The following is a 25981-nucleotide window of genomic DNA, read 5'->3' as shown; positions in this document are numbered from 1 at the left end:
CGCTACCCGATCTCCACCAGGGCCGTTTCATCGCGAGATGAAACGGCCTTGTCCGTTTACGCGATTTTTATGGGCACCGCGCAATCTTTGACCAGCCCTTTAGGCGGATCGGCATACCGTTCTACCTATCCAAAATCCGTAAATGGGGAACACAAATGGATGTGTTGTATGTCGGTGGCCTTGCGCTGTTTGCCGTGCTGACCTTTGCGCTGATTGGCGGCTGCGAGAAGCTGATGCAGTTCCGTCGCGGACAGGGAGCACGCTGATGACCTGGATGCTGTGGCTGGCCGGCGCGTCCACCGCGCTGCTGTTCATTTATCTCGTGTATGCGCTGCTGCGCGCGGAGGACATTGAATGAACACGAATGATGTCCTGCAGGCGAGTCTTTTTATCGTCGTGCTACTGGCCGCCGCGGTGCCGGTGGCGAGCTATCTGGGCGCCGTGATGGACGGCAGCTCTCGCGTGGTGCGCTTCTGCGCGCCGCTCGAACGGCTGCTTTACCGTATCGCGGGCGTCGATCCAGCGGCGGAAATGGGCTGGAAGCACTACGCGATCGCCGCGGTCGCGTTCAACGTGCTCGGCGTGGCGTTCCTGTACGTGCTGCTGCGCGTGCAAGGGTGGCTGCCCGGCAATCCGCAGCAGTTCGGCGCGATGTCGGTCGACAGCGCGTTCAACACCGCGGTCAGCTTCGTGTCGAATACCAACTGGCAGGACTACACGCCTGAGCAAACGGTCAGCTATCTGACGCAGATGCTCGGCCTGACCGTGCAGAACTTCCTGTCGGCGGCGACCGGCATCGTCGTCGTGATGGCGCTGATTCGCGGCTTCGCGCGGCATACCGCGCAGACCATCGGCAACTTCTGGGTCGATATCACCCGCGTGACGATGTACGTGCTGCTGCCGATGGCGGCGATCGTCGCGGCACTGCTGATGAGCCAGGGTGTGATCCAGAACTTCAAGGCGTATCAGGACGTGCCGACGCTGCAGACCACCATCTACGCCGCGCCGAAGCTCGACGCGCAAGGCAATCCGGTGAAGGACGCGAAGGGCAATCCGGTAACGGTCGACACGCCCGTGAAGACGCAGACCATCGCGATGGGACCGGTCGCGTCGCAGGAAGCGATCAAGATGCTCGGCACCAACGGCGGCGGCTTCTTCAACGGCAACTCCGCGCATCCGTACGAAAACCCGACGCCGTTCTCGAACTTCGTGCAGATCTTCTCGATCCTGATCATCCCGGCGGCGCTCGCGCTCGTGTTCGGCCGCGTGATCGGCGACCGCCGGCAGGGCGTGGCCGTGCTCGCGGCGATGACGATCGCGTTCGGCGTCTGCGTGTTCGGCGAAATCAGCGCCGAGCAAAGCGGCAATCCCACGTTCACCGCGCTCAACGTCGACCAGTCGGCGAACGTGCTGCAGGCGGGCGGCAATGCGGAGGGCAAGGAAACGCGCTTCGGTATCGCGCAGTCGGGCATCTTCACGGTCGCGACCACGGCGGCTTCGTGCGGAGCGGTCGCCAATACGCACGATTCGTTGACGCCGATCGGCGGCCTGTACCCGATGCTGCTGATGCAGCTCGGCGAAGTGATCTTCGGCGGCGTCGGTTCCGGCATGTACGGGATGCTCGTGTTCGCGCTGCTCGCGGTGTTCGTCGCGGGACTGATGATCGGGCGCACTCCTGAATACGTCGGCAAGAAGATCGAGGCGTACGAGATGAAGATGGTGTCGATCGTCGTGCTGCTCACGCCGCTGCTGGTGCTCGTCGGCACCTCGATCGCGGTGCTGACCGACGCCGGCAAGGCGGGCATCGCGAACCCCGGCGCGCACGGCTTCTCCGAAATCCTCTACGCGTTCAGCTCGGCCGCGAACAACAACGGCAGCGCGTTCGCGGGTCTCTCGGTGAATACGCCGTTCTACAACTGGCTCACCGCGATCGCGATGTGGTTCGGCCGTTTCGGCACGATCGTGCCGGTGCTCGCGATCGCCGGCTCGCTCGCCGCGAAGAAGCGCATCGGCGTGACCGGCGGCACGCTGCCGACGCACGGACCGCTGTTCGTCGTGCTGCTGCTCGGCACGGTGCTGCTGGTCGGCGCGCTGACCTACGTCCCGGCGCTCGCGCTCGGTCCCGGCGTCGAGCATCTGATGATGATCGGCGTGCAGTGACGGTTGACGCGGGGGCCGCGATCAACGACTCCCGACGACCGAACCGGCGCTTGCACGCGGCAAGCCTGCAAGCGCACAAGGATATTCGAGGATTCAATGACTGAACATAACGCTACGCGGTCCATGTTCGACCCGGCGCTGCTGCGTCCGGCGATCGTGGACTCCTTCAAAAAGCTCACGCCGCGCACGCAGTTTCGCAACCCGGTGATGTTCTGCGTGTACGTCGGCAGCATTCTGACGACCATTCTGTGGATCGCCGCGCTCGGCGGTCAGGCCGAAGCGCCCGCGGGCTTCATTCTCGCGGTCACGCTATGGCTGTGGTTCACGGTGCTGTTCGCGAACTTCGCGGAGGCGCTCGCCGAAGGCCGCTCGAAAGCGCAGGCCGCGTCGCTGCGCAGCGCGAAGAAAGACGTGATGGCCAAGAAGCTCAACGAGCCGCATCCGAAGTCGCCGATCCGCATCACGACCGCGACCGATCTGCGTAAAGGCGACGTCGTGCTGGTCGAGACCGGCGACGTAATTCCGGCCGACGGCGAAGTGATCGACGGTGTCGCATCGGTCGACGAATCGGCGATCACCGGCGAATCGGCACCGGTGATCCGCGAGTCGGGCGGCGACTTTTCGTCGGTGACGGGCGGCACGCGCGTGCTGTCGGACTGGATCGTCGTGCGCGTCACGGCGAACCCGGGCGAGGCGTTCCTCGATCGCATGATCGCGATGGTCGAAGGCGCGAAGCGTCAGAAGACGCCGAACGAAATCGCGCTGACCATCCTGCTCGTCGCGTTGACGATCGTGATGCTGCTCGCCACCGCGACGCTGCTGCCGTTCTCGATCTTCTCGGTCGAAGCCGCTCACCTGGCCAATTCGGCGGGCCACGTGGTGACGATCACCGCGCTCGTCGCGCTGCTCGTGTGTCTGATCCCGACGACGATCGGCGGCTTGTTGTCGGCGATCGGCGTAGCCGGCATGAGCCGCATGATGCAGGCGAACGTGATCGCGACCTCGGGCCGCGCGGTCGAAGCGGCCGGCGACGTCGACGTGCTGCTGCTCGACAAGACCGGCACGATCACGCTCGGCAACCGCCAGGCGTCGCAGTTCCTGCCCGCGCCGGGTCTCAGCGAAGAAGCGCTTGCCGATGCCGCGCAGTTGTCGTCGCTCGCCGACGAAACGCCGGAAGGCCGCAGCATCGTCGTGCTCGCAAAGCAGCGTTTCAATATCCGCCAGCGCGACATGGCCTCGCTGCACGCGGTGTTTCTCGCGTTCACCGCGCAGACCCGCATGAGCGGGGTCGATCTGTCGCCGCAAGGAACGCCCGCCGGAACGCATGGCCGAGAAATCCGCAAGGGCGCGGCCGATGCGGTCAAGCACTACGTCGAAGCGAACGGCGGCCGTTTCCCGAACGAAGTCAGCAACGCGGTCGCCGAGGTCGCGCGACGCGGCAGCACGCCGCTCGTGGTCGCCGAGAAGGGCGAGCAGGGCGCGCGCGTGCTCGGCGTGATCGAGCTGAAGGACGTCGTGAAGGGCGGCATCAAGGAGCGCTTCGCCGAGCTGCGCAAGATGGGCATCAAGACCGTGATGGTGACGGGCGACAACCGTCTGACCGCCGCCGCGATCGCGGCCGAAGCAGGCGTCGACGACTTCCTCGCCGAAGCGACACCGGAGACGAAGCTCGCGACGATCCGCGCGCACCAGGCCGAAGGGCGTCTGGTCGCGATGACCGGCGACGGCACCAACGACGCGCCCGCGCTCGCGCAGGCCGACGTCGCGGTCGCGATGAACACCGGCACGCAGGCGGCGAAAGAGGCCGGCAACATGGTCGACCTCGATTCGAATCCGACCAAGCTGATCGAGATCGTCGAGATCGGCAAACAGATGCTGATGACGCGCGGTTCGCTAACCACGTTCTCGATCGCCAACGACGTCGCCAAGTACTTCGCGATCATCCCGGCCGCGTTCGCGTCGACGTATCCGGCGCTGAATGCGCTGAACGTGATGCATCTGGCGACACCGACCTCGGCGATCATGTCGGCGGTGATCTTCAACGCGCTGATCATCGTGCTGCTGATTCCTCTTGCGCTTAAGGGCGTGCGCTATCGCGCGCTAGGAGCTGCGATCCTGCTGCGCCGCAATCTGCTGATCTACGGCCTCGGCGGGATCATCGTGCCGTTCATCGGCATCAAGCTGATCGATATGGTGCTCGCCGTGTTCGGCTGGGTTTGAGCGCGCAGCGCGTCGCTACGCGGTAACCAGCATTGATGAAAAGGGAAAGAGACCCATCATGAAAAATCTGTTCCGTCCGCTGATCGTGATCTTCGCGGTGCTGACCGCGGTCACCGGACTCGCTTATCCCGCGGTGATGACCGCGTTCGGCCAGGCGGCGTTCCACGACAAGGCCAACGGCAGCCTGATCGAGCAGAACGGCAAGGTGGTCGGCTCGCAGCTGATCGGCCAGCAGTTCGACGCGCCCCAGTATTTCTGGGGCCGGCTATCGGCGACGAGCCCGATGCCGTACAACCCGCAGGGCTCGGGCGGCTCGAACCTCGGGCCGAACAACCCGGCGCTGCTCGACGAGATCAAGGGTCGGCTCGCGGCGCTTAAGGCTGCGGGCACCGACATGTCGAAGCCGGTGCCGGTCGATCTGGTCACGTCGTCGGGCAGCGGGCTCGATCCGGAGATCAGTCCGGCCGCGGCCGCGTACCAGGTGGAGCGGGTCGCGCAGGCGCGCCGCCTCGCGCCGAGCGACGTGCAGGTGCTCGTCGAGCGTTATACGACGGCGCGCCAGTTCGGTGTGCTCGGCGAGCCGCGCGTGAACGTGCTCAAGCTCAATCTCGCGCTCGATGAAATGAAGCGCGGTTGACCCGAAACGCAAACGACGAATCATCAACCGCGATTGCGGTTCATCGGCAAAACAGCGGCGTCCGCGTGGCGCCGCTGCGCCATTTGCGGGCCGGCGCGGGCCGTGCCAACATGCAGGCACCGCCGCTCGCACGACTATGACAATCACTGAGCATGAACCGCCCCGATCCTGACGAACTGCTCGACAAGCTGCAGCGCGACGAAGAAAAGCGTCTGCGCGGCAGGCTGAAAATTTTCTTTGGCGCGTCGGCAGGTGTCGGCAAGACGTATGCGATGTTGCAGGCCGCGCGCCGCCGCAAGGAAGAGGGTGTCGACGTGCTGGTCGGCATCGCCGAAACGCACGGGCGCGGCGAAACCGCCGCGTTGCTCGCGGGACTCGACGTGCTGCCGCTCGCGCATATCGACTATCGCGGCCGCAAGCTCGGCGAGTTCGATCTCGACGCCGCGCTCGCGCGCAAGCCGCAATTGATCCTCGTCGACGAACTCGCGCATTCGAACGTGCAGGGCGCGCGCCATCTGAAGCGCTGGCAGGACGTCTACGAACTGCTCGACGCCGGCATCGACGTCTATACGACCGTCAACGTGCAGCACCTGGAGAGCCTGAACGACGTGGTCGGCCAGATCACGGGCATCCGCGTGTGGGAGACCGTGCCCGATCGCGTGTTCGATCATGCCGACGAAGTCACGCTCGTCGATCTGCCGGCCGAGGAACTGCTCGACCGCATGCGCGACGGCAAGGTGTACATGGCGCAGCAGGCCGAGCGCGCGGTGCGCAACTTCTTTCGCAAGGGCAACCTGATCGCGCTGCGCGAACTCGCGCTGCGCCGCACCGCCGATCGCGTCGACGCGCAGATGCGCGAGTATCGCGCCGACCGGTCGATCCAGCGCATTTGGCAGGCGCGCGAGCGGCTGCTGGTGTGCGTGGGTCCTGGTCCCGAGGCGCCGGCGCTGGTGCGTTCTGCTGCGCGCCTCGCCGCGAGCCTGAAGGCCGACTGGCTCGCGGTCTATGTCGAAACGCCCGCGTTGCAGCGTCTGCCCGACGCGCGCCGCGCACGCACGCTGAACGCGCTGAAGCTCGCCGCCGAACTCGGCGCCGAAACCGCGACGCTCGCCGCCGCCGATGCGCTCGACGCGTTGATCGGTTACGCGCAGGCGCGCAACGTATCGAAGCTGGTGGCGGGCGCATCGTCGCGCACCGGCATTAGCCGCTGGCTGCGCCGGCCGCTTGGTGAGCGCATCGCCGAGAAGAGCGGCGATCTCGATCTCACGCTGATTCGCGTGTCGTCGGAGCGCGACGCCGGCGAACAGCGGCGGCTGTTGAACACGACCGCGAACGCATGGCGCGAAGCGTTGAGCGCGGCGCGCGAGCGTCGCTCGCCGCCGCGCGCGTATGCGTGCGCGCTTGCGATCGGCGCGGCGATCACGCTGCTGTCGAGCCAGTTGATCGACCGCATCGATCTGACCAACCTCGTGATGCTGTACCTGCTCGGCGTGATCTTCACCGCGGTGAAGCTCGGACGCGGGCCGGGTGTCGTGCTGTCGTTCGCGAGCGTCGCCGCGTTCGATTTCTTTTTCGTGCCGCCGCGCATGTCGCTGTCGGTGTCCGATACGCAGTACCTGCTGACGTTCTTCGGCATGCTGCTGACATCGCTCGTGATTAGCCATCTGACTTCGAGCCTGCGCCGCGAGGCGAGCGTCGCGCGACGCCGCGAGCAGCGCACCGGCGCGATGTATGAGATGGCGCGCGAGCTCGCCGCGGCGCTTGCGGCCGAGCAGATCGTCGGCATCGGCACCCGGCACTTGAGCGAAGTGTTCGGCGCGCGAGTCGCGATCCTGCTGCCGGACAGCGCCGATCAGGTCAAACAGAAGATCGAGGACCCGGACCCGGCGATCACGCTGGAAGGCGACGCGCTCGACCTCGACGTCGGCCAGTGGGTCTACGATCAGCAGAAGCCGGCCGGCCACGGCACCGACACGCTGCCGGCCGCCGCGGCGCTGTACCTGCCGCTGAAGGCGCCGATGCGCACACGCGGCGTGCTCGCGGTCGTCGTGCGTGACGAGCGCGAGCTGACCGTGCCGGAACAGCGGCGCATGCTCGATGCGTTCGCCGCGCAGATCGCCCTCGCGCTCGAACGCGTGCATTACGTCGATATCGCGCGCGATGCGCTCGTCAACATGGAGTCGGAACGACTTCGCAATTCGCTGCTGTCGGCGATATCGCACGATCTGCGCACGCCGCTGACGACGATCGTCGGGTTTTCATCGATGCTCGCCCAGGGGCAGCGAGGGCAGGGGCCGACCGACCCGCAATCCGCCGCGCGTCGCAACGACGAACTCGTCGATGCAATCCACGAAGAAGCGCTGCGCATGACCGACATCGTCACGAATCTGCTCGACATGGCGCGCCTGCAGGCCGGCAGCCTGCAACTGAACCAGCAATGGACGCTGCTCGAGGAGACGGTCGGCGCCGCGCTGCGCGCGTGCAAGCGCGTGCTCGCCGATCATCCGGTGCAGGTCACGCTGCCCGCCGATCTGCCGCTGCTGCATCTCGACGCGGTGCTGATGGAGCGGCTGTTCTCGAACCTGTTCGAGAACGCGGCCAAATACACGGCGTCGGGCACGCCGCTCATGATCGGCGCGCAGCAGATCGACGCGGACGGCGAGCCGTTCGTGCGCGTGACGATCGACGACAACGGCCCCGGTCTGCCCGCCGGCATGGAAGCGCGGGTGTTCGAGAAGTTCACGCGCGGCGAGAAGGAATCGGCGAAACCGGGCATCGGCCTTGGGCTCGCGATCTGCCGCGCGATCGTCGAGGCGCACGGCGGTACAATCGGCGCGCTCAACCGGACGGCAGCGGATGGCCACGTCGAGGGCGCGCGCTTCTGGTTCACGCTACCGGTCAAGACGCCGCCCGATGCTCCTGAAACGTTCGATACGCTCGAAGACGAAGGCGCCGCCGACGACACCGCCGCCGACCTCAACCCGCTCACCCGACCCGCCCATGAGTGACCTGAGCATTACCGTCGTTCTGATCGAAGACGAAAAGCAGATTCGCCGCTTCGTGCGCACGGCGCTAGAAGGCGAGGGCATCGCCGTGTACGACGCCGAGACCGGCAAGCAAGGGCTCGTCGAAGCGGCGACGCGCAAGCCCGATCTGGTGATCGTCGATCTGGGCCTGCCCGACACCGACGGCCTCGACGTGATCCGCGAGTTGCGCGGCTGGAGCGAACTGCCGGTGATCGTGCTGTCGGCGCGCACCCAGGAAAGCGAAAAGGTCGCCGCGCTCGACGCCGGCGCCGACGACTACCTGACCAAGCCGTTCGGCGTGTCCGAGTTGCTCGCGCGCATCCGCGCGCATCTGCGGCGGCGCAATCACGGCGGCGCGAACGAATCGCCGCAGGTGCGCTTCGGCGCGGTCACCGTCGACCTCGCGCTGCGCCAGGTCACGCGCGACGGCGCCGCGGTCCATTTGACGCCGATCGAATACCGGCTGCTCGCGACGCTCGTGCGCCACGCCGGCCGCGTGCTCACGCACCGGCAGCTGCTGCGCGACGTGTGGGGGCCGTCGCATGTGGAGAGTCACCACTATTTGCGCATCTACATGGCGCATCTGCGCGGCAAGCTCGAGCGCGATCCGGCGCAGCCCGAGCATATCGTCACTGAGACGGGCGTCGGGTATCGGCTGGTGGGCGCGGTGTGAGTTCGTCCGCGAAGCCGCTCCGTTATAATCTCCCGACGTAAGGACGACCTTACGCTTCTGTCGATCATCGGGGACGGCCCCATTTTTCATGGAGCTGTTTCAATGTCCTGGTTTCTTCTGTTGATCGCCGGTTTGCTCGAAGTCGCCTGGGCGGCCGGTCTCAAAACTTCCGAAAGTTTCACCCGCTTCTGGCCGTCCGTCTTCACGGTCGTGACCGCGCTCGGCAGCTTCGCGCTGCTCGCGCTGGCGATGCGGCAACTGCCGCTCGGCACGGCCTATGCGGTGTGGACAGGAATTGGCGCGGTCGGCGCGTTCATCTTCGGCGTCGTGATGATGGGCGAGGCGTTGACGCTCGCGCGCGTCGCCAGTGCGTCGCTGATCGTGATCGGCCTCGTCGGGCTGAAGCTGTCGTCGGGGCACTGACCCCTCGGCCACGTCCGCCCGGCGCGCGGCCGCCATTGCCTGCAAGCCACAGCGCGGCCTCGCCGCTCTACGTTCCGCGAATCATCGTAGCTATAATGAGACAGCAACGACGTTGAGATTGCCCGCGGCCTGGCTGGCGCGGCCGGCTTGGCAAGCCTGACGGCTTGGGCGCGGAACCCCCGCTGGTTCCCGCCGAAGCCGTCAGGCAAGCACAAAGCGCGTGGAGGCGGCCATGCTTGAATCACTTTCGCTTGCAGCGGGCCTTTCATGGGGCAGCGGTCTGCGCCTCTATCTAACGGTCCTTTTGGCCGGCGTATTGGAACGTCTTGGCCTGATTCACTTGCCGGACACGTTGTCCGCGCTGTCGTCGCCATGGGTGATCGGCGCGGCGGCCGTGCTGACGCTCACCGAATTCCTCGCCGACAAGATCCCCGCGTTCGATTCGCTGTGGGACGCGATCCACACCTTCATCCGCATTCCCGCCGGCGCCGTGCTGGCCGCCGGCGCGCTCGGCCACGCCGATCCGACGATGCTGACCGTCGCCGCGCTCGCGGGCGGCACGCTCGCCGGCACTGCGCATCTCGCGAAGGCGGGCACCCGCGCGCTGATCAATCTGTCGCCGGAACCGGTGTCGAACGTCGTCACGTCGACCGCCGAGGACGGCCTCGCGGTCGGCGGGGTACTCCTTGCGCTGTTCGTGCCGCTCGCGTTTCTGGTCTTGATGGTAGGCTTTCTGCTACTCGCGGCGTGGGCGTTGCCGCGATTGTGGCGTGGCGTGCAGGGCGGTTTTCGCGGCATGGCCACGCACATGGTGTCGCGATTGGCGAGGAGCAGGCACGATTGAGCGAAGCACTGCCAGGATCTAAGGCGGGTTCAAGAACGCGCGCCGACATCAGACCGGCGCGCCGGCTCGGCGGCATCGATCTGTTGCGCCAGGCCATGCGGATGACGGCGCGTGACTGGCGCGCGGGCGAATTGACGATGTTGCTGCTCGCGCTCGTACTGGCGGTCGCGGCGTTGTCGAGCGTCGGGTTTCTGGGCGACCGGCTGCATCAGGGGCTCGAGCGCGATGCGCGGCGCATGATCGCCGCCGACTTCATCGTGCGCGCCGATCATCCAGTCGATCCGCAATTCGCGGCCGAGGCGCACGCCCTGGGCCTGCGCACCGCCACCACGGCGATCTTTCCCAGCATGATCAACTCGACCGGCGCGCAGCCGGCGTCGCGGCTCGCCGCCGTCAAGGCGGTGTCGCCGGGCTATCCGTTGCGCGGCGCGCTGCGCATCGCGGCGGCGCCGGGTGCGGCCGATCATCCGGCAACGTCGATTCCGGCGCCGGGCACCGTCTGGGTCGACCAGGAACTGCTCGACGCGCTGAAGCTGAAGGTCGGCGATGCGGTGAAGGTCGGCAATCGCAGCTTCACGGTCGGCGCGCTGATCACGCGCGAGCTCGATCGCGGCTTCTCGTTCGTCAACTTTTCGCCGCGCCTGATGCTGCGCGCCGACGAAGTGCAGTCGACCGGCCTGATCACGTACGGCAGCCGGGTCACGTACCGGTTGCTGGTCGCCGGCTCCGACGACGCGGTCGCGCGCTTCGCGCAGTTTGCGCACGAGCACGTCGACGCCGGCAAGATGCGCGGCGTCGCGCTCGAGTCTCTGCAGGACGGCCAGCCGCAGGTGCGTCAGACGCTCGATCGCGCGGGCCATTTCCTGACGCTCGTGTCGCTGTTGACCGCGCTGCTCGCAGCGGTCGCGATCGCGATGGCCGCGCACCGCTTCATGCGCCGGCATCTCGACGGCTGCGCGGCGATGCGCTGTCTCGGCGCGAGCCAGGCCGCGCTACGGGCGCTGTTCACGCTCGAATTCGTCGGGCTCGGCCTGCTCGGCGGGGTGCTCGGCGTGGCGCTCGGTTATCTGGGGCATCTCGCGCTGCTGACGTGGCTCGGCGGCCTGATCGACGTGGTGCTGCCGCAGCCGACGCTGTGGCCCGCGTTCGAAGGCATTGCCGCCGGCCTCGTGCTGCTGCTCGGCTTCGCGCTGCCGCCGCTGTTGCCGCTCACGCGCGTACCACCGGTGCGCGTGCTACGGCGTGAATGGGGCGAGGAGGGGCGCACCGCGTGGGCCGCCTATGCGTTCGGCATCGTGCTGTTCGCGGGGTTGCTGATTCTCGCCGCCGGCGAATTGAAGCTCGGCGGCATCGTCGCGGGTGGATTCGCGGGCGGCTTGCTGGTGTTCGCAGGCATCGCGCGGCTCGCGCTGTGGGGCGCGGCGCGCGTGGTGCGCAGCGAGCGCGTCAATGCGGGCATCGGCTGGCGCTATGCGCTCGCGTCGCTGGAGCGGCGCAGCAGCACCAGTGCGCTGCAAATCACCGCGCTCGGCATCGGCCTGATGTGCCTGTTGCTGATCGCGATGACGCGCAACGACCTCGTGCAGGGCTGGCGCAAATCGACGCCGCCCGATGCGCCCAACGAGTTCATCATCGACATCCAGCCTGATCAGCGCGACGCGGTCACGCAGTATCTGGACGCGCACGGCATCGCTGGCGTGGAGTTGTCGCCCATGGTGCGCGGGCGGCTCGTCGCGATCAACGGCAAGGCAGTCAACCCGGACTCGTTCAAGGGCGCGGACGCCAGGCGTCTGGTGGACCGCGAGTTCAACCTGTCGTACACGACGCAACTGCCCGACGACAACCGGATCGCCGCGGGCAGCTGGTTCGGCGATACGACGAAGCCGCAGATTTCGATCGAGCAGGGTCTCGCGAAGCTGATCAACGTGAAGCCCGGCGACGTACTGCGCTTCGACGTGACGGGACTGACCATCGAGGCGCCGGTGACGAGCGTGCGCAAGCTCGACTGGGGGTCGTTCAAGGTCAATTTCTTCGTGCTGATGCCGCCCGTCTCGTTGCAGGACTTCCCGGCGACATTCATCACGAGCTTCCATCTGCCCGCGGATAAGCAGTCGACGATCGACGGCCTGATCGCCGCGTATCCCAATCTGACCGCGATCGACACCGGCCCGATCCTCGCGCAGGTGCAGCGCGTGTTGCAGCAGGTGATCGGCGCGGTGCAGTTCCTGTTCGCGTTCACGCTCGCGGCCGGCGTGCTGGTGCTGTACGCGGCGCTCGCCGGTACGCGCGACGAGCGTATGCGAGAATCCGCGCTGCTGCGTGCGCTGGGCGCATCACATCGTCAGGTGCGGGCGGTGCAGGTGGCCGAGTTCGTCGCGGTCGGTGCGCTAGCAGGCCTGATGGCGGCGGTCGGCGCGCAGGTCATCGGCTCGCTGCTGGCCACGCACGTGTTCGAGTTCTATCTGGACTTCGATCCGTGGCTGCTGCCGGCGGGCATTTGCGCGGGTATCGCTTGTGCTGGTGTCGGCGGGTGGCTGAGTCTGCGGCATGTGTTGGCGCGGCCCGCGCTGCAATCGCTGCGCGACGCGTGAGCTTTCTTTGTGATGTTTATTTGCTGTTGAGCAGGGTATGAGCGATTTGAACGACGAAGTGTCCTCGGACAAGCCGACGGCCTTCGAACTGGTGGGCGGCGAGGCGCGCGTGCGCGAACTGGTCGACCGGTTTTACGACCTGATGGATCTCGAGGCGGATTTCGCCGGGATTCGCGCGCTGCATCCGGCATCGCTCGAGGGTTCGCGCGACAAGCTGTTCTGGTTTTTGTGCGGCTGGCTCGGCGGTCCCGATCATTACATCAGCCGCTTTGGCCATCCACGTTTGCGCGCGCGGCATCTGCCGTTTGCGATCGCGTCGAGCGAGCGCGACCAGTGGTTGAGGTGCATGGCGTGGGCGATGGAGGACATCGGCTTGCCGGAGCCGCTGCGCGAGCGGCTGCTCGGCTCGTTCTTCGAAACCGCCGACTGGATGCGCAACCGCAATGGCTGATACGCCGCCGCACGCCGCCTCGGCACCGTACTCGGTCGAAGCCGACTATGCGGCGCTCGAGCCGCGCGCACGGGAGATACTCGACTGCTGGTTCGGCGCGCCGGGCACGCCGGAGCACGGCACCGAGCGCAAGCTCTGGTTCAAGCGCAATGACGCCGTGGATGCGATGCTGCGCGAGCGTTTCGGCAACCTGATCGATGCGGCCAACGCGGGCGAGCTCGACGCATGGCAGGCCACGCCGTTGGGCGCGTTGGCGCTCGTGATCGTGCTGGACCAGTTTTCCCGCAACTGCCATCGTGGGACGCCGCGCGCGTTCGCGACCGACAGCAAGGCGCTGCAAACCGCGCAACGAATGATCGCGAGCGGCGCAGATCGGCTGCTGCCAGGCGTGCAGCATCGGGCGTTCGCGTATCTGCCGTTCGAGCACGCTGAATCGCTCGCGAGCCAGCAGGAGTCGCTGCGCCTCTTCAAACAGCTGGCGCAGGAGCCGGGCGGTGACGGCTACTATCAACACGCGCTGCGCCACGCGAAAGTGATCGAGCGGTTTGGCCGCTTTCCGCATCGCAACGTGTTGCTCGGACGTGAATCGAGCGATGAGGAGATCGCGTTTCTCCGCGAGCCCGGTTCGAGGTTCTGAATCAGCGCGGACGCGCACGCGAAGCACTCGGCCGGCGCGACGTGTTGCGCGGCTTTACTCGTCGCCGCGTAGCTTGCCCGCCACCGGCGTGCGCACGAACACGCGCAAGAGCTCATCCGAATCACCCGGCCGCGCGCCGGACCAGAACAGCCGCCATTCGCCGGCCGGCGGCCGCGCGTTTTCGCGGCGGCTTTCCTCGATCAGCCACGTGCAGGCGGTCGTGCGCGGATCTTCGCTCGGCTGATGCACGATGCCCGTGTAGTAGAAGAGCATCGGCGCTTCGGATTCGCCGAGGCCGGAGCTCGCCATGCAGTCGCCGTCGTTCCATTCGATATCCATCTTCGCGCCGAGGTCGCGGAACACCGAGCGGTAGCTTTTCGCGTAGTCGAGCCAAGGCAGCAGCAGCGTGCTGACGAGCCCCCAGACGAGCATCGCGCCCGCGCACCAGCTCAGCGCGCCGCGCCATTTGCCCGCGTACTTGAACGACGGCAGCAGCCACAGCCAGCCGATCGTCAGCACGAGTGCACCGATGATCAGCGCGGGCGAAATCGGCAGCACCCAGTCGAGCGGCAGCCAGCGGCCGAGCAGATGCAGCGACGCATGGTTGCTCGCCGGGTTCGTCATGGTGGACCAGACGATCCACACGAGTGCGGCCGCGCTGCCGAACAGCACGCGGCTCGTCATATCCCAGCCGGTATGCAGGCGCGCCGGCAAGCGTTCGACGCCCTGCATCGCGACCAGCGCGAGCGGTGCGATGAACGGCAGGATGTAGAGTTCGCGGACCGTCGCCGAAGTTTGCAGCACCGCGAAACCTATGCCCGCGAACAGCATCGGCAACACCACGCGCGGATCGCGCCAGCGCCGCCATGCGCCACCCGCGAGCGCGGTCAGCGCGAGCGGCACGACCGGAAAGCCGACGCTCAGCACGGTGCGCAGCACGAACAGGTGACTCTCGTTTTCGGAGCCGAGCTCGGCGACTGAAAAACCGAAGAAGCGCCCGACGTTGTTATCCCACAGCCACACCTTGAAGAGTGCCTCGGAGCGCAGGTAGAAGCAGATTGGCCAGATCAGCGCGAAGGGCGCGCAGACAAGCGCGGCCAGGCTCAGCGCGCCCGCGAAGCCGCGGCTGCGGCAAGCCGGATAGAGCAACAGCGCAGCACAGGTGGTGGCGCCGAACACGAGCGGCACGAACAGCCCCTTGGCGAGCAGCGACACGCCGACGCCCGCGCCGAACATCGTCGCGCCGCTGAGGATCGCGTGACGCCGCGCGCGGGCATCGAGCGGTTTGATCTGCCGGGCGGCCTGAGCATGCAGCGGGAAATAAGAGGCCGCGCGCGGGTCGTCACGCAGATGCACCAGCACGAGTTCGAATAGTCCGCAAAAGCCGAGCGCGGCGCCGGCCATCAGCGCGACGTCGGTCATCATGTCGTGCACGTGCTTGACGACGACGAGCGTGCCGCCGAACAGCGCGAGCGTGCCGATCACGCGCAGGTCGAACCAGCTCGACGCAGCGACCGCGCGACGCGCGACGCGCGCGGTGTAGTACACCGTCAGGCCCGCGAACAGCGCGCTCGCGAGCCGTGCCGCATCGTGCAGCGGCAAATAGCGGCCGAACATCCACGCGAGGCCGGTGGCGACCCAGTCGTAGATCGGCGGCTTTTCGACGAAGGGCTGGCCGGCATTGGTCGGCACGACGAGGTCGCCGGTATCGAGCATGTGCTGCACGATGCCGAATGTGTAGGTTTCGTCCTGCTTCCATGGCTCGTGGCCGAGAATGCCGGGGACGAGCCACGCGCACAGGATCGCCAGCGCGACGAACCACAGTAGCGGACGAATCGCCGCGAGCGCGCGCCAACGCTGCAGGCCGCGCGCGGCGCGGTCGGCGGAAACGGCTGAGCCCGATGTCTGCGCTGTGTCGACGCTATGGATCGCGAGCGCCGAAGCCGCGGTGTCTCCAATTGCGGGCTGGGCCTGCGCGCCGGCGAACGGGTGCGCGGTGCTGGCGCTAAGCGCGGCCTCTTGCGCACGGCCTGCTGGAGCGGCCGAGGTCACGGCCGTCGCGCTGGCATTGTGCGCGCGCCAGCGCGTGGACTGCTTGTCTTGCATGGAAGTCTCTGGTCAGCGTACGCGTCGGCGTTGGCCTCGTACTTATGTTTTGCTTACGTCGCCTGCGAATGCATTCGATCCGACCGATTGTAGCGCCGCATTATTACGGAAGATTACAGGTGCAGAAAGGCGCGCATTCGATGCGCGGCTATGTCGGTTTCACGACAAATCGACGGGGATTCGTGGAACGAGAGAGGGAGCGCGGAAAAAGGCGCGGCCGTAGCGGACCGCGCTATGCGTTCGAGGCTTGTGTGTCCCGTTGAACGCGACGTTCGCTCAGCGGCCGCCGGCGACGTCGAACAGCGCGCCCGTCACGTACGACGACGCGTCGCTGAGCAGCCATACGATGGCCTCGGCGACTTCGTCGGCCCGGCCGGGGCGGCCGAGCGGTGTCGTCGCGCCCAGTTGTGCGGCGCGTTCGGGCTTGCCGCCGCTCGCATGGATCTCGGTGTCGATCAGACCCGGACGCACCGCGTTCACGCGCACGCCCTGCGGGCCGAGTTCTTTTGCGAGGCCGATCGTCATCGTGTCGATTGCGCCTTTCGACCCGGCGTAGTCGACGTATTCGTTCGGCGAACCGAGCCGCGCCGCCGCCGACGAAACGTTGACGATCGCGCCGCCCGCGCCGCCGCGCTGAGTCGACATGCGCCGCGCCGCTTCGCGCGCGCACAGATAAGCGCCGAGGACATTGACGTCGAACACGCGTTTCAGACGCGCGAAGTCCATATCGGCGAGCTGGCTCGACGGCGCGACGATGCCGGCGTTGTTGACGAGCGCGTCGATGCGGCCGAAGGATTGCTGCAGCATATCGAACATGCGAGTCACGTCGGCTTCGTTCGCGACATCGCCGGCGATCGGGAGCGCGCGGCCGCCCGCGTGTTCGACCTCGGCGACCGTCTGCTGGGCGGCGGCGAGGTCACGCACGTAGTTCACGCCGACATACCAGCCGCGCGCGCCTAGCAGCCGCGCGGTGGCTCGGCCAATGCCGCGGCTGCCGCCGGTGATCAGAACAGCTTTCGTCATCGCAACCTCGTCGTTGGGGTGATGCGTGTGCGGCGTGCCGCGGATTCAGATCGCGTCGCTTTGGACCGCGGTCCATTTGTCGCGAGCGGGCGGCGCGTAACGTTGCAGCTTGCCGATCAACGCGAGCGGATCGGCGTCGATCTGCAGCATGTCGAGATAGGTCTTACGCAGGAAGCCTTCGTCGACCGTGTGCTCGAGCAGGCGGATCAGCGGTTCGTAGAAGCCGCCCGTGTTCAGCAGCGCGACCGGCTTGCCGTGATAGCCGAGCTGCGCCCACGTGAAGACCTCGAACAGCTCCTCGAGTGTGCCCGCGCCGCCCGGCATCGCGACGAACGCATCGGACAGCTCGGCCATCATCTTCTTGCGATGATGCATGTCGGGCACCACGTGCAGCTCGGTCAGGCCGTTATGACCCACTTCCTTGCTGACGAGCAGCTCGGGAATCACGCCGATCGCGCGGCCGCCTTCGGCCATCACGGTGTCGGCGATCACGCCCATCAGTCCCACTTTGCCGCCGCCAAAGACGAGCGCGAGATCGGCCTCGACGAGGGCGCGGCCGAACGCGCGCGCCGCCTGCGCATACAGCGGTTTGGCTCCCATAGAAGAGCCGCAATAGACACACACCGACTTCATACTCAACTTTCCTTCGATTCGTTGCGAGGCGCGGCGCCTTCACGCGGCGGCAGGTAGTCGTAGAACTCGCGCTTGGGCAGGATGCCCGATACGAGGTCGTCGAACAGCTGCCGCGAGCGGCCGCGCAGGTAGGGCGCCATCAGCGAGACGATCTGCACGCTGACCTGATGCAGTTCCTCGCGGATCGCTTCCTGCTCGTTGTATTTGCGCGGATTCATCACGAACTGATACGACAGCCAGTACGTGCCGATCACGCCGACGTTGGTCGCAATCACCTGCATTTCCTGCGGCGTCGCGACCATTTCGCCATCGGCGACGAGCTGCTCGCAGAACTGGCTCGCGAAGCGCACCTTGTGGCTGATGATCTGCTTGAAGTGCGTCTCGAGCGTGCGATTGCGTGCGAGCAGGTCGTTCAGGTCGCGGTACAGGAAGCGGTAGCGCCACGTGAAATCGACCATGTACTGCAGATACGACCACATTTCGTCGATGGTCGCGCGATGGTCGTCGGGGAAACGCAGACGCTTCTCGATCTCCTGCTCGAACTGGCTGAAGATGCTGTTGATGATGTCGTCTTTGTTGCGGAAGTGGTAGTACAGGTTGCCTGGGCTGATTTCCATTTCCTCGGCGATCGTCGTCGTCGTGACGTTCGGCTCGCCGATTTCGTTGAACAGCTTCAACGACAGTTCGAGAATCCGTTCGCGCGTGCGGCGGGGAGGTTTGGCTTCCATGTCGTCCGGCCCTCGTTATGCCGGGCTGGGCGCATGGCGGCGTGCCGCCGCTGCGTGTTCCACCCGGATGCGGTTGGTATATTGAGCTCTCCCGAACCCGCCGGCACGCGGCGGGCCCCCCGAAAGGGCAGGATGAGGCGATGCGCGGATACGTTTGCGCGAGCGCCTTTCCTGTGAGACCGTTAAACGATTATAAACCGAGCGTTCTAATACCCAACCGCCTGCGGGGATATTCAACCATGTCGGACAGGGGCAAGCGTGCGCTGCAACCCGCGTCGAGATTCAAAGCCACGCGCGAACCCAGCCGACGACCAGCGGCCCGACGATCACCCCCCACGTCATCACACACATGCCGAGCGCGACCATCACGGCCGCGCTGCCGAGATCCTTCGCGCGCCGCGACAGCTCGTGACGTTCGAGCGAGATCCGGTCGATGGCTGCTTCGACGCTCGAATTGAGCAACTCGACGATCAGCACGAGCAGCACCGAGCCGAGCAGCAGCACACGCGACACGGGATCGACGGGCACCACGAGGCCGCACGGAATCAGGATCGCGGCCAGCGTGAGTTCCTGACGAAACGCGCTTTCCTCGCGAATCGCGACCCGAAAACCGGCCAGCGAGTTTTTCATCGCGTGCCATGCGCGCGTGAGGCCGCGGTTGCCCTTGTAGGGGTTGAAGGGCAGCGGGGCGAGCGGGTCGTCGGGACTGAGCGGTTCGTTGGGGACGTCGTGGCTCGAGTCGCGAGTTGTGTCGTGGCTGGCGTCATGCTGCACGCCGCCCGAGACGCTGGGGCCGCCGTTCATGGACCTCGCGCCGTTCACCCGAGGCACGGTGTCCGCATGCCCGCTCACACCCGGCTCGCGGACATCATCGAACGGTTCGATGCTCGCGGTGTCGCGGCTGGACTCGACGGCGCGCAGTGCGCCGTTCGACGCGCCTTCGGCGCTGGATCGACTGCTTCGCATGGATAGCTCCGCGCGCCGCATCACGCAGCGGCGCTTTCCTCACGATACGCCGTGCCGCGCAGTGGCTTCAAATGCGCGGCGAATTGTGCGGACGCCGCTGCCCACGAAAAGCGCTCGGCCCACGCGCGCGCATGCGATCGCTCGATCTTCAGTGCCTCGAGACAGGCCTCGCGCAGATCCTCGTGCATTGCACCGGCGCCGCCGTCGCCTAGCACGTCGATCGGGCCGGTGACCGGATACGCGGCCACCGGCGTGCCGCATGCGAGCGCTTCGAGCAGCACGAGCCCGAACGTGTCGGTGCGGCTCGGAAACACGAAGACGTCGGCGGCCGCGTAGACCTTCGCGAGTTCGGCCTGCGACAGCACGCCCAGATAGTTCACCTGCGGGTAGCGCGACTTCAGCTCGGCGAGCGCCGGACCTTCGCCCGCGACCCACTTCGAGCCGGGCAAATCGAGCTGCAAGAATGCCTCGACGTTCTTCTCGACCGCCACGCGTCCCACGTACAGGAAGATCGGCCGCGCGGTGTTGAGCACCTTCGAGTCCATCGGACGGAAGATCTCGAGATCGACGCCGCGCGTCCACAGCACGACGTTGGTGAAGCCGAACTTTTCGAGGTCCTGCTTGACGACGGGCGTCGGCGCCATCACCGCGAGCGACGGCTTGTGGAACCAGTGCAGAAACTTGTAGGTCGCCGCGAGCGGGATGCGAAAGCGCGCCTGCACGTACTCGGGAAAGCGCGTGTGATACGCGGTCGTAAACGGCAGCTTGTGCTCCAGCGCATACGCGCGCGCGGCCATGCCGAGCGGACCTTCGGTGGCGATGTGCAACGCATCGGGCGCGAAACGGTCGATGCGCTCGCGCAGCCGGCGGCGCGGCAGCAGCGACAGGCGTATCTCCGGATAAGTCGGGCACGGGATGGTGCGGAATTCGAGCGGTGTCAGCAGATCGACCTGGTGGCCGAGCGCGGCCAGTTCGCGCCGGGTGTTCTTCAGCGTGCGCACGACGCCGTTGACCTGCGGCTCCCATGCGTCGGTGACGATCATGATCTTCATCGCGTTGTTCATCGCTGCGGGCCCTGTGGAAGTGGACAGTGGAAGTGCTCAGGCGGTGGCGCGGGCTTTTTGCGCACGCGCCTGGGGCGCGCGCAGCGCGGTCCAGAAGATCACCTTGAGTTCGCCTTCATAGGTCTCGACGAGCGCCGACAGACTCTCGACCCAATCGCCATCGTTGCAATAGAGCACGCCGTCGATCTCGCGCATCTCGGCCTTGTGGATGTGCCCGCAGACCACACCGTCACAGCCGCGGCGACGCGCTTCGTCGGTCATCACGGTTTCGAACGACGAGATGAAGTTGACCGCGTTCTTGACCTGATGCTTCAGGTATTGCGACAGTGACCAGTACGGGAAGCCGAGCTTGCTGCGAATGCGGTTGAACCAGCGGTTCAGCACGAGGATCATCGTGTACAGCGTGTCGCCGAGATAGGCGAGCCACTTCGCATGCTGGATCACGCCGTCGAACAGATCGCCGTGCACGATCCACAGCCGCTTGCCGGCGAGCGTCGTGTGGAACGCTTCGCCGCGCACGTGGATGTCGCCGAACGCGAGGTCGCAAAACTGGCGCGCGGCTTCGTCGTGATTGCCGGGCACGTAGATGACCTGGGTGCCTTTGCGCGCCTTGCGCAGCACTTTCTGCACGACGTCGTTGTGGGCCTGCGGCCAGTACCAGCCTTTCTTCAACTGCCAGCCGTCGATGATGTCGCCGACGAGGTACAGGTACTCCGATTCGTTGTGGCGCAGGAAGTCGAGCAGATAACCCGCCTGGCAGCCGCTCGAGCCGAGATGGATATCCGAGAGCCAGATCGTGCGATAGCGATGCGGATCGTCGTGGCCGTCATCGGAATGATCGGCGTGGGCGTCGAGCGATGGCGTCGCCGGCAGCGGCAAGCCGTGATGAGTAGAACCCGGGGCGGGCCGGAACGCGACGGGGTCGACGCTCGGTCCGGTTTGACGAAACAGGGAAGTCGCGGACGTATTGGGGTCCATGGCTCACGCGTCGAGTGGCGGTGCCCGTATTGGGCCAGGCGCGAGTGACTCTGCCATGACAGTCACGAGAAGTTCTTATTACGGAGCAGCCTTGGCGGGGCCTGTTTTTTCGTTGTTCTGGCTTCTTTGGCCTTTCCTTGTTTGTTATTGGTCTACTAGCGTTGCCCCGCACAGGGGCAACGCCAATAGACCGACAAGTCAGCAAGGAAAGGCCAAAAAAGCCAGAACAACGACAAAAAGCCTAACCCCGCCAAAGGCGGCAACGCATTCAGCACGCGCGCTAGCGCACAACCTGGACCACCCGCGTCCCCGCGAGCCGATCATGAAAAAACTGCCGCTGCGAATCAAACCGCCCACTCGTGGCCCACACCACGAACCAGACCCCCGCAACGACAAGCGTCTGCGGCACCCGCAACCCAAGAAGCGGATGCACCGCCAACGGCGGCAAAAACCACAACCAGGCGAGCAAGTACCGCCCAATCGCCCGTCCAATGGAAATCGGCTCGCCATCAGCGCCGACAACCCGTAACCGCCAGGTTTTCATCGGCAGCGTCTGGCCGCCATGCGTCCAGAACCAGACGAAATACACGCCAACCACGAGGCCAATCCAGCCGGCGAGCAGGTTGTGATGCGCGAGCCCGTTCCGCTGCTGCGTCAGCGTGCTGAACAGATAGCCGGCGAGAAACACCACGCCGAACAGAATGACCGCTTCGTAGAGCAGCGCCGCCAGCCGTCGCCGGACGGTGGGCGCCGTGCCGCCGGGCGCGGCGGCGGGCAGGGTGGGAGTGACGAGCGGCTGGGACACGTAATGGGCTCGAGTCGGGAATCAGGAGCCGTGGAAAATCGCCGGCGCTTCGGCCGGCGACACCGGCACGGGCGTCGCCGGCACGAAGCTGCCCGCCGCCGGAATCGCGGGGGTAGCCGGCAGCGAGGCCGCGGCCGGTGCGGAGGCGGCCGGCGCGGCGCTCGCCGCCGCGGCAGCGCTGGCGGCCGCGCCGTGCTCGCGCGCGTTCACGAACCGGTCGATGCCCTTGATCTCATTGCGAGCCGACGGCGGCGCGCTCACGACGCTGGGGCGGCGCTTGCGCTCACTGGCGGCGAGCCGCTCCTTCGTTTCCTCGGGCAGTTGTTGGTACGCCTTCCATGCATTCTGGCGCGCTTCGCGCGGCAATTCCTTCGAAACCTGGTAGTTCTCGCGCGCGACGCGGCGCTGATCGGGCGTCATGCGCACCCATTCGCTCATGCGCTCATGCAGACGCTTTTGCGCATCCGGCGACATCTTTGCGTATCGCGACGCGATCTTGATCCACTTTCGCTTGCGTTCGTCGCTGAACGAATCCCACTGCGATGCGAAGGGCGCGAGCGCGATATGCTCAGCGGCGCTTAGACGCGACCACGCGAGCGGGCTGTTGCTGCCGGGCAGGCCAGGCAAGTCGACGGAAAGTGCGGGGGCGGGCGCGGACGCGGCGACGTTGACGTCAGGCGACGGATGGCCCGCTGGGGACGGGCTCGGATGAAAACGCGGATAGGTCGCGACGAAGGACACCAGAGCCGCGATTGCGCATCCGAAAACAACGGCCAGGCCGCGCTTGTAACTCACCCGAGGAATCTCCCGCTCAGTGTGCGCGTGAAAGATACGCGTTGAAGCCGTGGTCGAGATAGGCATTGAGCGGCAGATCGTCGCTAAGCATGGCGGCATCGATATCGGCGAGTTCGGCGGTGCGCTGCTGGTCTTCCCAGTACGCGATGCCGATCAGGCTCACCACCAGCGCGGCGAGCGGCCACGCGAGCGCGAAGCGGCGCAGCGACCAGCGGCGGCGCGGCTCGAAGCCTCCCTGCGGCAGCCCCGCCGGCATGCCGGCGAACGCAGGCACGAACACCGGCGCGCTGACGGCTTCAGGCTTTTTGCGCGCCAACGCGGCGCGACGTGCGGCGGCGAGCCGGTCGACGGTGGCGGGCGGGAGGCTGGCGGTGTTTTCGTCGAGCGCGCGGCGCAGTTGACGCGCGAACTCGAGTTCTGTGTTTTCGAGGGAGCTCATAGCGTGATTCCTTTCGCCTTGAGCGCTTGCGCAAGCGTGTGGGTGGCCCGGGAGCAGTGCGTTTTCACACTGCCTTCGGAGCAGCCCATTGCGGCGGCAGTCTCGGCGACATCCATATCTTCCCAATAACGCATGAGAAACGCCTCCCGTTGACGTGCCGGTAATTTCTGGATCTCGTCGTCGATCAACTGCAGGACCTGCTCGCGCTCGAGCTTCTGTTCGTTGCTCTCGGCGCCAGTCGAACCCGCCTCCGCCTCGAAGGTTTCCAGCGGATCGAATTCGTCGTCATCGGCGTTGCCGAGCGACGAGAACAGACTAACCCAGGTGTTGCGTACTTTGGCACGACGGAAGTAGTCGTGTGTCGCATTCTGCAGAATACGCTGAAACAGCAGTGGCAGCTCTGCCGCCGGGCGGTCGCCGTATTTCTCGGCGAGCTTGATCATCGCGTCCTGCACGATGTCGAGGGACGCATCGTCGTCCCGCACGGCGTAGACCGTCTGCTTGAACGCGCGCCTTTCGACGCCCGCCAGAAAATCGGCGAGTTCCTTGTCTGATGCCATCCGTGTGGGGTCGGCGCAGCAAGCGTGCGCGTAATCGGTCGAAAAATGTCGTAAAACCCGCGGATGCTAACAAACTTTTGCTCAGATTGGGGTGAAACCTGCTGAACCTTGCATTTGCATGACAGTCGATATTCCGCCCGATCGCGCGCTCCCGCGCGTGTACTAATGGCAATATTTTCTTGACCGCGAGCGCGCCAACAGCTATCGTCGCTGGTTCGCAACATAAGTGAGTTGTCTCAATTGAGGTGTGGCCCAAGAAGCCCGCCTGTCAACTGGACGCGCCGCTTGAACCCGAGCCACAAGCCCGGCAGAGAGCACCCGATCAATTTTTTGCCGAAAATTCGAAAGGTGAATCAATGAATATGCCCAGCGCGGAATTCTCCACGTCGGATACGACCCCCCCTCACGAAGCAGACTCTATCGGCGCCACCGTGCTCATGAAGGCACTGGCCGACGAAGACGTCGAATTCATCTGGGGCTATCCCGGCGGCTCGGTACTCTACATTTACGACGAGCTGTACAAGCAGGACAAGTTCCAGCACGTGCTGGTGCGCCACGAGCAGGCTGCCGTGCACGCTGCCGACGCCTACGCCCGCTCCACCGGCAAGGTCGGCGTGTGTCTCGTGACCTCCGGCCCCGGCGTCACCAATGCGGTGACCGGCATCGCCACCGCCTATATGGATTCGATCCCAATGGTCGTGATCAGCGGCCAGGTGCCGACTGCCGCGATCGGTCAGGATGCATTCCAGGAATGTGACACGGTCGGCATCACGCGTCCCTGCGTGAAGCACAACTTCCTCGTGAAGGACGTGCGCGACCTCGCGGCCACCGTCAAGAAAGCCTTCTACATCGCCCGTACCGGCCGTCCCGGCCCGGTGCTGATCGACATTCCGAAGGACGTGTCGAAGGCGCCGTGCCAGTACGAGCCGATCAAGAGCGTGTCGCTGCGCTCATACAACCCCGTCACGAAGGGCCACTCCGGTCAGATCCGCAAGGCGGTGTCGCTGCTGCTGTCGGCGAAGCGCCCCTATATCTACACCGGCGGCGGCATCGTGCTCGCGGACGCGTCGCGTGAGCTGAACCAGTTTGCCGATCTGCTCGGCTATCCGGTCACCAATACGCTGATGGGCCTGGGCGGCTACCGCTCGAGCGACAAGAAATTCCTCGGCATGCTCGGCATGCACGGTACGTACGAAGCCAACATGGCAATGCAGCACTGCGACGTGCTGATCGCCATCGGCGCGCGCTTCGACGACCGCGTGATCGGTGACCCGAACCACTTCGCGTCGCGGCCGCGCAAGATCATTCATATCGACATCGATCCTTCTTCCATTTCGAAGCGCGTCAAGGTCGACATTCCGATCGTCGGCGACGTGAAGGAAGTGCTGAAGGAACTGATCGAGCAGTTGCAGACGGCCGAGCATGGCCCAGACACCGCGGCGCTCGCCGAGTGGTGGAAGGACATCGAAGGCTGGCGCGCGAAAGACTGCCTGAAGTTCGACCGCAAGAGCGACATCATCAAGCCGCAGTACGTGGTCGAAAAGGCGTGGGAACTGACCGACGGCAACGCGTTCGTGTGCTCCGACGTCGGCCAGCATCAGATGTGGGCCGCGCAGTTCTACAAGTTCAACAAGCCGCGTCGCTGGATCAACTCCGGTGGCCTCGGCACGATGGGCTTCGGCTTGCCGGCCGCGATGGGCGTGAAGATGGCCCATCCGGACGACGACGTGCTGTGCATCACGGGCGAAGGCTCGATCCAGATGTGCATCCAGGAGCTGTCGACCTGCAAGCAGTACGACCTGCCGATCAAGATTATTTCGCTGAATAACCGCTATCTGGGCATGGTGCGCCAGTGGCAGCAGATCGAATACAGCAAGCGCTATTCGCATTCGTACATGGATGCGCTGCCGGACTTCGTGAAGCTCGCCGAAGCGTACGGTCACGTGGGCATGCGCATCGAGCGGACGGCCGATGTGGAACCGGCGCTGAAGGAAGCGCTGCGCCTGAAGGATCGCACGGTGTTTCTCGACTTCCAGACCGACCCGACCGAAAACGTCTGGCCGATGGTTCAGGCCGGCAAGGGCATCACCGAGATGCTCATGGGTTCGGAAGATCTTTAACGACGGGGCGTTTGGTTGAATCCAGCGCCGGCTTCGTGATGCGCGCCTTCACAAAAGGCGAGAGCAGACGAGGCGGCGCCGCTCCGCTCGCAGACATCGACA

General features: G+C 65.8%; 24 protein-coding genes. 13 read left to right on the top strand and 11 right to left on the bottom strand.

Translation table 11 applies throughout. From position 1 onward, the window contains the following. Positions 1-155: 155 nt before the first annotated feature. The 12 genes from VSR82_RS18550 to VSR82_RS18495 all read left to right on the top strand — a co-directional run bounded on the left by VSR82_RS18550 (position 156) and on the right by VSR82_RS18495 (position 13662). A complete protein-coding gene (locus VSR82_RS18550) occupies positions 156-266 on the top strand; it encodes a potassium ABC transporter ATPase (protein WP_176121285.1) in 111 nt (36 codons plus the stop codon). Beyond that, positions 266-358, top strand: coding sequence for a K(+)-transporting ATPase subunit F (gene kdpF, locus VSR82_RS18545; protein ID WP_085484604.1), 93 nt, complete (start codon positions 266-268; stop codon positions 356-358). The genes VSR82_RS18550 and kdpF overlap by 1 nt, the downstream gene beginning before the upstream one ends. Further along, positions 355-2160 (top strand): potassium-transporting ATPase subunit KdpA, encoded by a 1806-nt coding sequence (gene kdpA, locus VSR82_RS18540; protein WP_429460421.1) that lies wholly within the window; start codon positions 355-357, stop codon positions 2158-2160. The genes kdpF and kdpA overlap by 4 nt, the downstream gene beginning before the upstream one ends. Positions 2161-2256: 96 nt before the next feature. Then, positions 2257-4380, top strand: a complete 2124-nt coding sequence (gene kdpB, locus VSR82_RS18535) for a potassium-transporting ATPase subunit KdpB (protein ID WP_429460419.1) — start codon at positions 2257-2259, stop codon at positions 4378-4380. 58 nt (positions 4381-4438) lie between these two features. Further along, positions 4439-5017, top strand: coding sequence for a potassium-transporting ATPase subunit KdpC (gene kdpC, locus VSR82_RS18530; RefSeq protein ID WP_429460417.1), 579 nt, complete (start codon positions 4439-4441; stop codon positions 5015-5017). Between the two features lie 152 nt (positions 5018-5169). Beyond that, positions 5170-8025, top strand: coding sequence for a DUF4118 domain-containing protein (locus tag VSR82_RS18525; protein WP_429460415.1), 2856 nt, complete (start codon positions 5170-5172; stop codon positions 8023-8025). Beyond that, on the top strand, positions 8018-8716 hold the full coding sequence (kdpE, locus tag VSR82_RS18520) for a two-component system response regulator KdpE (protein WP_176109149.1): 699 nt from the start codon (positions 8018-8020) through the stop codon (positions 8714-8716). The genes VSR82_RS18525 and kdpE overlap by 8 nt, the downstream gene beginning before the upstream one ends. Before the next feature lie 102 nt (positions 8717-8818). Beyond that, positions 8819-9139, top strand: coding sequence for a quaternary ammonium compound efflux SMR transporter SugE (gene sugE / locus VSR82_RS18515; RefSeq protein WP_176109148.1), 321 nt, complete (start codon positions 8819-8821; stop codon positions 9137-9139). Positions 9140-9371: 232 nt separating this feature from the next. Further along, positions 9372-9983 carry a DUF4126 domain-containing protein gene (locus VSR82_RS18510; protein ID WP_429460413.1) on the top strand — a complete coding sequence of 204 codons (612 nt, stop codon included), beginning with the start codon at positions 9372-9374 and terminating at the stop codon, positions 9981-9983. A 101-nt stretch (positions 9984-10084) separates the two neighbouring features. Beyond that, entirely contained in the window at positions 10085-12574 is a 2490-nt protein-coding gene (locus VSR82_RS18505; protein WP_429461924.1) for an ABC transporter permease, read from the top strand. Between the two features lie 37 nt (positions 12575-12611). Beyond that, complete coding sequence (locus tag VSR82_RS18500) at positions 12612-13025, top strand: group II truncated hemoglobin (protein ID WP_176109145.1); 414 nt, start codon at positions 12612-12614, stop codon at positions 13023-13025. Further along, positions 13018-13662 (top strand): DUF924 family protein, encoded by a 645-nt coding sequence (locus VSR82_RS18495; RefSeq protein ID WP_368586188.1) that lies wholly within the window; start codon positions 13018-13020, stop codon positions 13660-13662. The genes VSR82_RS18500 and VSR82_RS18495 overlap by 8 nt, the downstream gene beginning before the upstream one ends. A gap of 54 nt (positions 13663-13716) precedes the next feature. Here the strand turns inward: VSR82_RS18495 and VSR82_RS18490 are convergent, their stop codons facing one another. The 11 genes from VSR82_RS18490 to VSR82_RS18440 all read right to left on the bottom strand — a co-directional run bounded on the left by VSR82_RS18490 (position 13717) and on the right by VSR82_RS18440 (position 23759). Further along, positions 13717-15768 (bottom strand): ArnT family glycosyltransferase, encoded by a 2052-nt coding sequence (locus tag VSR82_RS18490; RefSeq protein ID WP_498857987.1) that lies wholly within the window; start codon positions 15766-15768, stop codon positions 13717-13719. Positions 15769-16044: 276 nt separating this feature from the next. After that, positions 16045-16791 carry an SDR family oxidoreductase gene (locus VSR82_RS18485; protein ID WP_429460408.1) on the bottom strand — a complete coding sequence of 249 codons (747 nt, stop codon included), beginning with the start codon at positions 16789-16791 and terminating at the stop codon, positions 16045-16047. Positions 16792-16836: 45 nt separating this feature from the next. Next, the gene (locus tag VSR82_RS18480) at positions 16837-17424 is read right to left on the bottom strand and encodes an LOG family protein (RefSeq protein ID WP_368586185.1); all 588 of its coding nucleotides are present in this window, start codon (positions 17422-17424) and stop codon (positions 16837-16839) included. Between the two features lie 2 nt (positions 17425-17426). Continuing rightward, on the bottom strand, positions 17427-18152 hold the full coding sequence (locus VSR82_RS18475) for a TetR/AcrR family transcriptional regulator (protein WP_498857986.1): 726 nt from the start codon (positions 18150-18152) through the stop codon (positions 17427-17429). Between the two features lie 282 nt (positions 18153-18434). Next, positions 18435-19118, bottom strand: coding sequence for a diacylglycerol kinase (locus tag VSR82_RS18470; protein WP_429460404.1), 684 nt, complete (start codon positions 19116-19118; stop codon positions 18435-18437). A 20-nt stretch (positions 19119-19138) separates the two neighbouring features. Continuing rightward, positions 19139-20170 carry a glycosyltransferase family 4 protein gene (locus VSR82_RS18465; protein WP_368586234.1) on the bottom strand — a complete coding sequence of 344 codons (1032 nt, stop codon included), beginning with the start codon at positions 20168-20170 and terminating at the stop codon, positions 19139-19141. Positions 20171-20218: 48 nt separating this feature from the next. Continuing rightward, positions 20219-21160 carry a UDP-2,3-diacylglucosamine diphosphatase gene (locus tag VSR82_RS18460; RefSeq protein WP_368586182.1) on the bottom strand — a complete coding sequence of 314 codons (942 nt, stop codon included), beginning with the start codon at positions 21158-21160 and terminating at the stop codon, positions 20219-20221. 280 nt (positions 21161-21440) lie between these two features. Next, positions 21441-21965: an RDD family protein gene (locus VSR82_RS18455; RefSeq protein WP_429460401.1), complete on the bottom strand. Its 525-nt coding sequence runs from the start codon at positions 21963-21965 to the stop codon at positions 21441-21443. A gap of 21 nt (positions 21966-21986) precedes the next feature. Beyond that, on the bottom strand, positions 21987-22760 hold the full coding sequence (locus tag VSR82_RS18450; RefSeq protein ID WP_410850532.1) for a DUF3106 domain-containing protein: 774 nt from the start codon (positions 22758-22760) through the stop codon (positions 21987-21989). A 16-nt stretch (positions 22761-22776) separates the two neighbouring features. Next, positions 22777-23199, bottom strand: a complete 423-nt coding sequence (locus tag VSR82_RS18445) for a DUF3619 family protein (protein ID WP_368586179.1) — start codon at positions 23197-23199, stop codon at positions 22777-22779. After that, positions 23196-23759, bottom strand: a complete 564-nt coding sequence (locus VSR82_RS18440) for an RNA polymerase sigma factor (protein WP_368586178.1) — start codon at positions 23757-23759, stop codon at positions 23196-23198. Before VSR82_RS18440 ends, VSR82_RS18445 begins: the two co-directional genes overlap by 4 nt. Positions 23760-24115: 356 nt before the next feature. Here VSR82_RS18440 and VSR82_RS18435 point away from each other — a divergent pair, with 356 nt between their 5' ends. Next, the gene (locus VSR82_RS18435) at positions 24116-25879 is read left to right on the top strand and encodes an acetolactate synthase 3 catalytic subunit (protein ID WP_368586177.1); all 1764 of its coding nucleotides are present in this window, start codon (positions 24116-24118) and stop codon (positions 25877-25879) included. The last annotated feature ends 102 nt before the right edge of the window (positions 25880-25981 follow it).

It is taken from the genome of Burkholderia sp. JPY481 (genome assembly GCF_038900515.1).
Classification (GTDB): Bacteria; Pseudomonadota; Gammaproteobacteria; order Burkholderiales; family Burkholderiaceae; genus Paraburkholderia; species Paraburkholderia youngii.
Note: the sequence above shows the minus strand (reverse complement) of the source record. Positions and strands in the feature narration are given on the sequence as shown.